This window comes from Schinkia azotoformans (assembly GCF_035811335.1).
Lineage (GTDB): Bacteria > Bacillota > Bacilli > Bacillales > Bacillaceae_J > Schinkia > Schinkia azotoformans.
Map to the genome: position 1 here is coordinate 77293 of NZ_JARSMD010000028.1, position 11954 is coordinate 89246.

Annotated in this window: 10 protein-coding genes; 1 reads left to right on the forward strand and 9 read right to left on the reverse strand. The window is 37.5% G+C overall.

The window, feature by feature from the left end; translation table 11 throughout:
* From P9E47_RS17945 to P9E47_RS17955, 3 genes are all read right to left on the reverse strand, one after another.
* A complete protein-coding gene (locus P9E47_RS17945) occupies positions 1 to 1239 on the reverse strand; it encodes a nitrogenase component 1 (RefSeq protein ID WP_326164210.1) in 1239 nt (412 codons plus the stop codon).
* 15 nt (positions 1240 to 1254) lie between these two features.
* Complete coding sequence (locus P9E47_RS17950) at positions 1255 to 2871, reverse strand: ABC transporter substrate-binding protein (RefSeq protein ID WP_326164211.1); 1617 nt, start codon at positions 2869 to 2871, stop codon at positions 1255 to 1257.
* A 183-nt stretch (positions 2872 to 3054) separates the two neighbouring features.
* Complete coding sequence (locus P9E47_RS17955) at positions 3055 to 3663, reverse strand: hypothetical protein (protein WP_326164212.1); 609 nt, start codon at positions 3661 to 3663, stop codon at positions 3055 to 3057.
* 52 nt (positions 3664 to 3715) lie between these two features.
* Between P9E47_RS17955 and P9E47_RS17960 the strand changes: the two genes are divergently transcribed.
* A complete protein-coding gene (locus tag P9E47_RS17960) occupies positions 3716 to 3820 on the forward strand; it encodes a putative holin-like toxin (protein ID WP_157382038.1) in 105 nt (34 codons plus the stop codon).
* Between the two features lie 449 nt (positions 3821 to 4269).
* On the opposite strand, the gene P9E47_RS17965 is transcribed toward P9E47_RS17960, so the two are convergent.
* The 6 genes from P9E47_RS17965 to P9E47_RS17990 all read right to left on the reverse strand — a co-directional run bounded on the left by P9E47_RS17965 (position 4270) and on the right by P9E47_RS17990 (position 11951).
* Positions 4270 to 5370, reverse strand: a complete 1101-nt coding sequence (locus P9E47_RS17965) for a hypothetical protein (protein ID WP_326164213.1) — start codon at positions 5368 to 5370, stop codon at positions 4270 to 4272.
* Complete coding sequence (locus P9E47_RS17970) at positions 5367 to 6806, reverse strand: hypothetical protein (RefSeq protein WP_326164214.1); 1440 nt, start codon at positions 6804 to 6806, stop codon at positions 5367 to 5369. The genes P9E47_RS17965 and P9E47_RS17970 overlap by 4 nt, the downstream gene beginning before the upstream one ends.
* A 287-nt stretch (positions 6807 to 7093) precedes the next feature.
* Positions 7094 to 7999: an AbiJ-NTD4 domain-containing protein gene (locus P9E47_RS17975; RefSeq protein WP_326164215.1), complete on the reverse strand. Its 906-nt coding sequence runs from the start codon at positions 7997 to 7999 to the stop codon at positions 7094 to 7096.
* A 66-nt stretch (positions 8000 to 8065) separates the two neighbouring features.
* A complete protein-coding gene (locus P9E47_RS17980) occupies positions 8066 to 9007 on the reverse strand; it encodes a hypothetical protein (protein WP_326164216.1) in 942 nt (313 codons plus the stop codon).
* Positions 9008 to 9066: 59 nt separating this feature from the next.
* On the reverse strand, positions 9067 to 10272 hold the full coding sequence (locus P9E47_RS17985) for a nucleotide exchange factor GrpE (protein ID WP_326164218.1): 1206 nt from the start codon (positions 10270 to 10272) through the stop codon (positions 9067 to 9069).
* 113 nt (positions 10273 to 10385) lie between these two features.
* Positions 10386 to 11951, reverse strand: a complete 1566-nt coding sequence (locus P9E47_RS17990; RefSeq protein ID WP_326164220.1) for a recombinase family protein — start codon at positions 11949 to 11951, stop codon at positions 10386 to 10388.
* Between the last annotated feature and the right edge of the window lie 3 nt (positions 11952 to 11954).

Genomic DNA, 11954 nt, shown 5'->3' on the forward strand with positions numbered 1-11954 from the left:
CTACTCACAATTCATCCCATCCTTAATCAAATGAGCTATATTTTCAAGTTCTTGTTCCACAGCCAAAAAACCAGGACCAGTGAAGGTAGCACTAGGGTGACAATGGCTAACATTTCTTGCTCGCAACAGTTCAGAAAGGCCATGTCCAATAAAAATTTGCGGATGATATTGATTTAATAACTCCTCTAATCTCGATACTTTATTTAAATGTATAACCGGTAAATCAATCCCTTTTTGTTTTAATTCCAAAATATAAGGATTCTCATTTGTAACCGGCATTCTCGTTTGCAAAAATTGCGGTTTCATTCCGAGATTCGTATAAAACAAGGCTGCTTCAACATTGCTTCCTTCTACTGAACCGATAGCAAATGAAACGCCTGCCAACTGTTTTTTCATCTCTTCCAAGAATTCCAAATGCTTTTCAGCTCTTTGAGTAATTTCCTGTTCCAAATTTACCCCTAACTGAATTCCAATTTTTTTGTATCCTTGAATAATTTGTTCGGTTAAATACGAGTACTCATAGGATAGATAGGGAATTCCAAATTGCTCTTTCATTTTTTCAGCCAACTGCTTCGCTGCTTTTCCTATTACAATATTTAATGCAGCTGCAGGTGCGCTTTCTATTTCACTTAAACTACCTGCCCCTGGCAAAACAGAATTGACATCAACACCAGCCCGTTCCAATACTTGAACAAGTTCTGTTTCCTTCCAGTTCGTTGATCTAAGTCCTATAATATTTACAGAATGGGGTTTGACTTTAACAGGCTTCATCACGCCGATCAGCGACGCTAAGAAGTCACTTCTCCCCTTTTGCTGATGCAAGCAGGAATATCCATTTGTTTTTACGACTAATAGCTTTGCACCCATACGGTCTTTCATTGATTTCAGCGCTGCTCCATCAAATCCAATGATTTCTGGAGTACAAGTGGAAATTAGAAAAATGATTTCCGGTTGCAGCCGTCGATCCAACTCTTCTAGAGCATCCTCAATTACCCTGTCAACCCCGAATATCATATCTTCCTGCTTCAAAGTTAATAGGTAAAGATGATCTTCATTACTATTTGGAGCTTGGCCGCGCCGCATTTGCAAAAGCTTTGCATGATATAAGCAGGATGGCGGTGCAATGATTAAAGCTGCACTACTTGGGAAAAAAGGTGCCATCATCGCAACTTCGAACAATCCGCAATGCGCTCCCGGAAACTGAGCCACATCACTTAAATCTTTTTTCACTTCACTCATATTTCATGCCTCCAACTATTCTCTTGATAGTTTGTAAACAAAGCGGAGTGGATCCATCGTATTAGCAAAGTCCCAACCGCTAATGTCCTTTTTCATAATTGTTACTCGATGTGGGTGAAGCAAAAATGCTCCAGGAGCTAAATCCATAACTTCACGCTGAATTTCGTTATAAATTTCACTTCTTTTATCCTGATCAATTGTTGAAACAACATCACTTACTAATTGATCCATCTTTTCATTATTCGTTAAAACCGTTCCACTACCGCGCGTCGTAAAATAGTATTGGAAAAAGTAATAAGGGTCTGCTGCACTTTTGCCGATGCTGCCCAAGCCAACCATATTAAATTGCCCTTTTTTCACAAGCTCGCGAATCACACTGTTATCCCTTAGTTCTAAATTGACCTTGATCCCTAGTTCAGCTAGCTGATTTTGAATAGCTTCTCCCGTTGGTTTCCACGTTCTAGTACCCTCTAATAAAAAGGTTAGCTCTAAAACTTGTCCATCTTTAACTAAAAAGCCATCTTTATTGCGATCCTTCCAACCTGCTTCAGCCAATAATTGCTTTGCCTTTTCAAGGTCATACTGATAGCCTTGAATGCTAGTATCTGTCCAAAGAATTGACTCATCGAAGCCAATTGGACCCACTGCCGGAGTAGCAAAACCTTCATAGATGAACTCCGCTATTTGTCCACGATCAAGGGCATAATTGATAGCTTTTCTAACATTTACATCTTGAAGCGGTCCTGTATTACTATTAAATCCAACCCATTCCAATGAACTTGAATCTGCGTTCATAACAACAGTAAAATCTTTATTATCTTGTAATCTCTTAATTTCTGCCTGAGGGATACCATAACCATCAGCACCGATTAAATCAACTTCACCAGACTCTAACGCCAACACCATCGTTGCTGGATCGGAAATATAGACAACCTGTAACTCATCAATGCTTGGTTTTTCACGCCAATGGCTATCATAAGCAATAAATTCAACTTTTTCTTTACTTTGACTCTTTAATGCAAATGGTCCTGTTCCAATTGGCTTAGCCAAATTTCCTTGTTCATCAAACGAATTCGGACTTGGAATAACACATTGGTAAGACCCGACTAAATTTAAGAAAGGTGCAAATGGTTTTTGCAACTGAAAGACCACTGTGTAGTCATCAGGAGCTACAATATTTTCAATCGGGGCTCTTCTTGAAAAATTTGGATCCTCCATATAGTGATTAAAAGCCTCTAAAACTGCACTGCTTGTAAATGGAGTTCCATCATGGAAAGTAACACCCTCACGTAAGTTAAACGTCCATTCTGTACCTGTCTCGTTAACTGACCATGATTTTGCTAAAGCGCCTTCAAATTGACCTTTAGATGTTTCCAATGCCAATGGTTCAAACACAACTGTCCGTAATACGGTGTTCTCACGGCCATTCCCATAAGGGTCCACACCTAAATAATCTAGTCCATGGCCTAAAGCAATGATTAAACTTTGATTTTCCTTCTCCGTGTTGGCATCCTTATTTTTACTGACATCCCCACTGCTTTGATTACCGCTGCAGGCCGATAAAATTAACACAAAACTAAAAATCATGAGCCATACTGATAATTTTTTTTGCCCAAAATAAAATAAATTCATAATAAAAACGATCCCCTTTCAACTTTTTAGCAAAAATATTTATGATATTAAAAATACTCTAACAATCGTTATTGAAATAACTTTGAAATTACTATGGGTGTTTTACGTAATTCTTGTTAATTTTTATGTAGTGTGGGTTTTTAAAAATTTGCTCTGTAAGGGACGTATAGTTTTTATTGTATTTTAGGCAAAAAAATACGAGTTTGCATTAAACAAACCCGTAACATTCAGGAAATGAGAGTTTCTTATTTGAAATTCCAATCGGACGTTTTCAATCACCAATTTTGCTAGCCTATCGTGATTGTTTTTAGTTTTTGTGAGTCGTTTAGTTAATTGCATGTATGTGTTTTGATGCTCTGGAGACACAGCAATTCTGCATAGAATTTCATCTAATTTCCTGTACTTTTGGCTCTCTTCCTCAAATTGCGCCTCCACATCTTTCAACTGTTTCCCCCATCGACTTTTATTATCGTAGATGGTTGACTTTGGATTTCTAACGAGCTCATCTTTATGGATTTTTTCCTCTTTTAACAAGGTTATAACCCGATGATTTAACAAATCCAACATTCTTAAAGCGGACTTCAACTCACCTTTTTCAATCAGCAATTCAACCAGAATCTGCTGTGCCGAAACAGGAAGATGTTTTTGAATTTCATTAGTAGTGAATGATAAGTGACGAGCATAAGGGTTTAAACGACCAAAATTAGCCCCTGTGCCAAGAATCCAAACAGGAATTAAGGTCTTAAAACGAGATCCTAAATCCTCAAAAGATAACTGTAGAGCCTTTTCCATTATTCAAACCCTCCCTTATTGACAATACGCCCGATAGAAAGGGGGTGAGAGTATGGTGTCATTCGAAGCAGCAAACTTAGCATTAAGCTTTGGTGCATTTACATTAACATTAATCAGCGTAATAATTGCGCTAATGACACTTAACAAAAAGAAATAGACCACCTCGCCAAAGGAATGGTCTATTTCTGACTACAACTATTGAGCTGTACTGCTCATGCAGCTTTGAATTGTTCAAGCCGTTTGGGATTGCCGTCCCAACGGCTATTTTTTATAATTATCTTATCTAAATAATATTATACCACGAAGGAAGAAATCAAAACAAAGTTTTCCTTCTTTTGTTTAGTTGAATGTTAAAACTACTATGGCTTTATATTATTAACTCCAACCAAGCAACATTTTCTATATGGCTCGAGAGGACAGAATGAATGTCATTTGAGCGTGTCCGTTCTCGGGAATATATCCACGATGCTTTTTGCACCTTCGGTAGACGGGAACATATCCACTACACTCGTAAAATATAAAGGATGTTCACTACTGCTCTGTCGATTTAAATGGCTCACTCCAAACATTATAGGCAAGTATTTTCCCAGTATCTGAATACTGCTATCAACCTTTTTCTGAACGATACTTATGCTTAAGAGCATCAGTTACTGTTTCAATAATTGAAAATTCAAAATCCCTCTTTGACATTTCTATCGAAGACAAGAACTTCTTGTTTCCTTTGAAAGACTTCCATAATAGTGTCTTATCTTTTTCATCAAGATTTATCTTAAACAAGAGATTGGAGAGAGAAACAATCAAAGATTTCTGCTTATCATCAAACTTCTTTTTACTGAAAGCTATGTATTCCTTCAGATCACCTATGTCGTATTTTGGTTGCAATCCAGTTATCGGATTAATCAACAATTGAGTAGAGGAATTCATCAGATTTACATAAGAACCTAATTCATATTGCTGTGCCTCTGTCATTAAGTTGTAGTCCAGGCCATATGCTCTTGTTCTTTCGCTTGCACAATTGAGTTTTTGGCTTTCATCTTTAATGCGGCTTATACGCTCATTTAATTCTACAATAGCAAGTTCGTATGATTTAACATCACGCTTGCTGATTAGGGTGAAAATCTCCTCAAGACGGTTCTTATCACTTTTCCCTTTCCACAGCAGAAGCCCGCTGCCCACAAGTGCAACTCCGGCAATCGCCCAACCGACTGGTCCGGCAAGAGCCAAGAATGCATTTCCGGCAGCCATTCCTCCACCACCGGCCGCAAGCGCACCTCCGCCCAACCAAGCTAATGCCGCGTTGGTAGCTGCAGCACCACTCAATGTAGATATAGCTGTTCCTGTTGAAGCAATACCAAACGTTGTCGCAATTCCCATTGCGGCAGTAGGGCCAAGGGCTGCAACTGCGACTCCGATGCCTACACCTGCAGCACCTTTCCCAGCATTTTTTGCGGCGGCATTTTTGTAATCTGATTCAATCTTTTCTGCTTGCTGCTTCCAGTTTAGACGGATTTTTTTCAGTTTTTCATACTCTAATCGCTTCTCGCTTGGAACATTTCTAATACCGTCAAAGAGTTCTTGTATGGTGTTTAGTTCATCATAAAGCTGGCTGGTGTATGCGCCCAACTGGCCTATTTTTTCATTTGTTTTCTTGATAGCCGATTCTGCCTGCTCTTGGGCAAGTTTTAACCTCGATTTTTTCTTGTTCATTGTCTGTTACCCCCAAAATATGAATCTATATCGGATTTTGTCCTAAGTATATTATTATCAGGGACCTTTCTGAGTTCTGCCAACCGGGCAGATTTCTGGAATGCCTGAACATACATATCACTGTTCTTAAAGTCATCAACAAAATCTACAAGATCCTTATCATCGTATAACTCGGATAATAATGAGAGTCCGCTCAGATAGTTTTCTACGATGGTTATTTCTCTTCTTGCAAACTGAGCTTCAGACTCAGCTTTTCGTATTACAACGACCTGCTTCGCTTCGCCATACAATGAAATCGTGAAACGACCCACCCCCACTATGTTAAGCCGAAGGAAAAATTCAGTCACATCGAAGTTACCACCTCCGGTTATGAAGGCCCGTATGGTTGCATCGCCGAGATCCATCATGCAGAAGGTGCCGTGCGCTATTGTAAGCATTCTTTTTACGGTGGGATTTGAGAATGGCTCACAAGCTATCCACATAGCGGATGCCGAACGTTCTTCTTTCCCTGTTGTTACGAAGTATTTTACCAATCGCCTTATCGCATATACCAACCTGACAATGATTTCATTGATAAAGACTGGAATGACTTGGGTGGTTTGAAAGCGGATATCGTATCCTTCTTTGTATATGCTCAGAGCCAGCTCATTTATTGTGTTGTCAAACTGTGAAACGGGAATGTTCAGTTTTCTCTTTATTGCAATAATATCATTCGTCCATGCCCATAACGGAGAAGGTATTCCCATACCTCGACCTTTACTGCTAGATGATCCAGATATATCGGAAATCAAATGGCCCAACCAGTTGACGAATCCACAAAATAATTTTTCCGGAACATTACTGCCACGAAGTTCAAATTTTCCATCAGCATTCTGTAAAGATATCAGTTCTCCACCGGAAACAAAGTGCGATTGATTTGTAAACTGATCTAATATCGAAAAAAACAAACCAAGCAAAGTCGGATTATGGCCAAGTGATTTGAAATGATGATTTGAAGGAGTCAAGTCAAATACTATACTTCCAGCATCACCGGCTCCGCGCTGGTCATATGGAATTTTAAATCTCTTCTCAAGAAAGCCAATTGCTGATGACAGTGAATCATTTCCTTTGCCTTCCCATCCGCAAAGTTTAGCGAAATCAGTTGTCCGATTTGCAAACCACTTATCAGTAACATCTCCAGCCGGTGACTCTCCAGGTTTTCCAACCAGGAAAATATCAATGATGCCACAGAGAACTCCTGAACTTGCAGCCAACGCATAATCCAACTTATCACAGTTCGGTCCGAGACTCTCAACTGACATGATTGTCTCTTTCAGACTCTTAATTTCAGTTTCCGCAGATATTAATGCTGTTTCGATGGAAGATGAAAAGCTAAACCCATCATCAGCAACACTCATTCTAAGAACGAATCGGTCTGTTCCTTCTGCTTGATTCATGCTGTTATACTCCCTCCCTTTTTTTAGTTTGCGTTATATCCGAATATCTGGTTGAATCTTATTTTTAGGTTATCAATCTCCTTGAGGGTAAAGCCGAGAAAGTCAATAGACCCGACATTTTAAACACCTTTCATTTTTCCAATTACGGTTTCTGCTTCTTTATTCAATTGTCATCACATTGTAAATGTAAGAATATGTAGTTTGATTTTCATTTCAGCCTAACAACACATCTACGTTTTCGTAGAATTTTCCTTTTTCAAAGGAATAGTACATAATCAGTATTTCTTTTACCTCAAATATTGTATGGCAAGTGCAATTAGTGATAAACAACGATTAAAAAAATAGTCGTAATAACGGACATCAGTAATATCAATCCTATCAGTTTCGTGATGCCGTATGCGATATTTATTTCCAATGTCCGTCAACACTTTAAATTCATTATTAAACAAATCGGCAAAATCATCATTTCCGTTTGCCATATCATTTACTATTTTTTTTGATGAATGTTTCTTATCTAATGTTGTATAGTAAGTTTTTAGACGTTCTAACGCATCCCATATCTTTTCCACTGAATCTTGTCGCGCTGCAGGATTTGGTGTCTTATATAATGCAACGGCATCTTTCAACAACTCCCTTGTACCTACCTCATGTACTGCTGCAAAATTATTTTCAATTTCCATTGTAAGTGGACTGTTTTCAACAATTCTTTCAATAATTTTGTCATCTGTAAGTTCATAAAGTAGCCCCGACTCAGTAAATATTTCATTTATTGCCTTCTGGAAATTTTCAAATACATCTGAAGTATTATGGCAATCTATCGTTTGGTAATTTCGGTATCTCTCATTATTCCATCGTTCTGAGATATCCTTAATATTTTGTGCAAAGAACTCAATAAGGTCTAAAATTGCATACTGGTCATATTCTTCGTCATATGCTGGGGCACAAATTCTTTCGTACTCATCCCGAAATAGAGACGGGATTCTTATTTTAATTCTAGTTATAAATCCTTTTTCATCAAATGCAACATAATCACTATCTGTAAAGTCATGATGACAATTTAGAGTGAACATATGCGTTAAGTTTTTTTGATATCTTTTACAGCAATCTAAAAGTAATGAATACATATCTCTGTTAATAGAATATGTCTTTTCCAGTGGGGCTCTTATACCATACCTCTCAGAATATAATTTCATAAGCCATCTCCCTAAATTTAAGTTTTTATATTAAAACTATTAAAATAACTATTGTTATCCCAAGTTCTATCTATTCGCATACCACAAGAAATGGTCAAACTTTCTTCTTCTAAATGGAATGTGAATATTGTGTTCATCAAGTAAATTTCCAACACATTCATTAAATGATTTATAATCAAGATTTACTCGCCACTTATCTATCTTATTAACTGTTAGACCTGGGATATAGTATGGAAGTGTATTTTTAACGATACCATCAAATATAGAATAATCATCTCTCCTATAAACCTCTACGTTATGATATGTACAGTACTTGGATGCAAACGAGAACATGTTAACTGCACCAATGTTTCTAGCAATAATATTTACAAGCTCAGGGTCTCCCTTAGCCAAACGCTCATCAAAATTAGGAATCTCCAAAATTACTTTAGCTAGATCATATAAGGACAACTTACTTTTATATTGAGAAAGATGAGTTGAATTTGTTACATCAATTACTGCAATTTTCATAGCAATAGTATTTAAGTCATTATGAAGAGGAAATGCATTCAATACATCGTGTATTATCAGACCCTCTTTTCCATAATTAGAGCTTGCCTCTACAAACTTATGTTGTTCCTCAATGTTTTCTTCAGTTATTGGTAGATACTTCTGTTCAGACTTCTCAATTTCCCCCTGTTTTATTAAAAATGGATCAGACTTTACATCAGAAGCTAAAAACAGGCGGAATCTTCTGAGATGTGACAAGTAACCACTAACAAGTGAATTTACATTACCGGTCGAGTACTCAGAAAGAGCTTTTATCAATGCCTTCTTTGCCTCAGTCTCAAAATCAGTTGCGTTCACTGCATTCCAGAATAAATCTTTGCTTCCTTTTCTCCAAAGATAGAAGGTGTCTACAGAAGCAGTATTGATTGTTGCTTTTGAAATATTTTGGCTATGTAAGAAGTTCCTATATAAGACACGTAACTCATCATACGGTAGAGCTTTCATTTTATTAATATCCAATGTCTATCCCCTTTACCCGATATTGCTTAATCTTTTAAGCCACTTCAATTAATCTCTTTTCATAAAAAGTATTTATTCGTTCCTTTTATATTGAGTAATTCTTCTTTGTCTTTTTCTGTTAACAAATCATCTGGATGTTTACTAGAATCCTGAATCCAATTAGCTTTATTCATAGCCCATTCATATTCATCTGTTGTTTCATCCAGCTCGGCAGAAATGTATTCCTTTATTAGTTTCGAGTAAAAATAGTTTATCGAGTTAGTTAGCAAATCCTCAGTTTTTTTATGTTCCTTTTCTCTCCGTTCTCTAAGTAATTCCCTCTCCCGTTCTTCTATCATTCTTCTTTCTTCCTCTAGGGCATGGGCTTTTTCTTCTTCATCAATGATTGGCGGAAGTGAAAATATGTATAAGAATACCTTTCTTAATAAATCTTCAGGTGTCATAGTTTTCGTTTGTTTTATTAACTTTTCATGCTTGCCCCATTTACGCCAATACAACTTATAACCTACTTCAACATTTATTTTCCCTATTGTTTCATACTTAAATGTGTTGTAACGTGAATAGTCCTTGTCACCTGGGGATAATGTGACTTTTTTGCAAGGGAGCCTAAAATTCAAACTGACTGTATACTTTTTATACAATACTTGTATTTCATCATATTTACTAACGATTTTTGCTCCAGCCATTTCAAGCGCTTTAAATAAACTATCAATGAAAGGTAAAACTTCTGGAATGATTTCACCCGAAGCTGAATTAATTCTTAATTTGTCTTCTCTATATGATTGAGTTTTTCTGCGGTATCCCACTATTTCCTTATGGGGTTTATTGGATAAAGTCTTATTAACCTTTAATGAGTTGTATATTTTAGTTAATTTTTCTTGGTCAGATTCTAGGTCAGGAAAGTAGGACGGCTTTTCCTTTTCTATCTTCTTTGTGGGTGAAGTAGCGTTCTTTTCTGCAGGGGGGCTACTGGACTTTTTGTCATTTACTGCAACTGTTATTTTTTTAGGCACCTTTGTAATTTGTTTTTTAGCTGTTTCAATGACAACTATTCGATTATCATTTGGATTTGATAGTTGCGGTTGGACTGGCTTCTCATTCCCCATATGTAAACTGCTCCAATAAGATGCTGTAGGCAATGGAATATCATTACCAGCACATGCGATTTTCAATTTATTATAAGGTACATTTAATTCTTTAGCCGTTTTAGTAGTACCAATAGTCCATAGCTTTTCGTATAAATCTTTTCTCGAGATTGATAGCATGATATTCCCCTCCCTGATCCTTTGCTTTATTTTATATCTACTAGATTTTTCGGTCAATTAAAGACACAAATAAGCCCATGTATGCATCAACATGGACTTAAGTAGATTATATTTCACATTTCTATTCGAATACCTGATTTGAGTTCAACGGTCAGCTTATCATCGTGTACCGTAACTTTTTCAATAAGCCGCCTTACCAACTGCTCATCATACTCATCTAACTCGTGAGACTGTTCATTCAAGAAAGCAGTCATTTCAGCGATTCGTTGCCTTTTTCCTTCACGCTCGGCATTTTCTACAAGTGAATTTTGCTTCATCTCCCGAAGGCGGTATATCTCATCAGCAACATTATCATAGTCATTTTTTGACTTTGCCTGTTTAAGAAGCTCTATCTGCAATTCTTCCAACTTGCTATCAATCTCATCCGTATCATTATCACTTTCTTCATTAAATATAGTGTCGATATTTTTCTGTAATGTTGAAAGGAAAGGTTCTTTGTTAGCCAAAAGTTCGTTAATAGCCCTGACCACTGCTGTCTGTAATGTTTCCTCGTTTATGGTAGGGGCAGTGCATTCAGACCCTTTTTCCTCCAATCGGCTAACGCATCTCCAGACAATAGACTTATAGCCTCGGTTATTCCAATGTACCCGTCGGTAAATATCGCCGCAATGACCGCAGTAAACAATACTCGATAAAGCATACTTGCTGCTATAGACTCTCTTTTTACCGCCTTTCCCGCCACGAAGATTCGCTCTCCGAACCATCTCTTCTTGAACCTGCATAAAAAGCTCACGTGGAATGATAGGCTCATGGCTGTTTTCCACATAATACTGGGGAACAATGCCGTTATTCTTGACTCGTTTTTTAGAAAGGAAATCAACCGTATATGTTTTTTGTAGAAGGGCATCACCGATATACTTTTCATTCTGCAATATCTTTTTCAGTGTTTCTGGTCTCCATTTGGCTTTGCCTGCCGCTGTAAGAATACCGTCTGTTTCCAGCCCTCTTGCTATCTGTAAAAGGCTTGCTCCCTCAAGGTACTCTCTGTAAATCCGTTTAACAACCTCAGCACCCTTTGGTTCAATCACTAGCTGCTTATTTTCATCCTTCGTGTATCCAAGGAAACGCTTGTGGTTGACCTGTACTTCACCTTGTTGATAGCGATACTGAATACCTAGCTTAACGTTCTGGCTTAAGGATTGGCTTTCTTGTTGGGCAAGGGATGCCATAATGGTCAGCAAGATTTCTCCCTTGGAATCCATGGTGTTGATATTCTCTTTTTCGAAGAACACAGCAACATTTTTATCCTTTAATTGACGGATGTATTTAAGGCAGTCCAACGTGTTTCTAGCGAATCGGCTGATGGATTTTGTGATAATCATATCAATATTGCCCGCCATACACTCTTCAATCATGCGATTGAATTCATCACGCTTTTTGGTATTTGTACCTGTGATACCGTCATCCGCAAAAATTCCTGCCAATTCCCATTCCTTGTTCTTCTTAATATAATTTGTATAATGTTCAATCTGAATGTCATAGCTTGAAGCTTGCTCCTCACTATCCGTTGAAACACGACAGTAAGCAGCCACTCGTATTTTTGATTTGCTTTCACTATTTTTATTATTTCCAACCCGTTTAATTGCCGGAATCACTGTTACATTCCTACTTACCGCCACTTG

What these genes read in the sequence shown, in the direction of transcription:
- P9E47_RS17945 (WP_326164210.1), bottom strand. Translation starts at nt 1,239, where the DNA reads ATGAGTGAAGTGAAAAAAGATTTAAGTGATGTGGCTCAGTTTCCGGGA.
- P9E47_RS17950 (WP_326164211.1), bottom strand. Translation starts at nt 2,871, where the DNA reads ATGAATTTATTTTATTTTGGGCAAAAAAAATTATCAGTATGGCTCATG.
- P9E47_RS17955 (WP_326164212.1), bottom strand. Translation starts at nt 3,663, where the DNA reads ATGGAAAAGGCTCTACAGTTATCTTTTGAGGATTTAGGATCTCGTTTT.
- P9E47_RS17960 (WP_157382038.1), top strand. Translation starts at nt 3,716, where the DNA reads ATGGTGTCATTCGAAGCAGCAAACTTAGCATTAAGCTTTGGTGCATTT.
- P9E47_RS17965 (WP_326164213.1), bottom strand. Translation starts at nt 5,370, where the DNA reads ATGAACAAGAAAAAATCGAGGTTAAAACTTGCCCAAGAGCAGGCAGAA.
- P9E47_RS17970 (WP_326164214.1), bottom strand. Translation starts at nt 6,806, where the DNA reads ATGAATCAAGCAGAAGGAACAGACCGATTCGTTCTTAGAATGAGTGTT.
- P9E47_RS17975 (WP_326164215.1), bottom strand. Translation starts at nt 7,999, where the DNA reads ATGAAATTATATTCTGAGAGGTATGGTATAAGAGCCCCACTGGAAAAG.
- P9E47_RS17985 (WP_326164218.1), bottom strand. Translation starts at nt 10,272, where the DNA reads ATGCTATCAATCTCGAGAAAAGATTTATACGAAAAGCTATGGACTATT.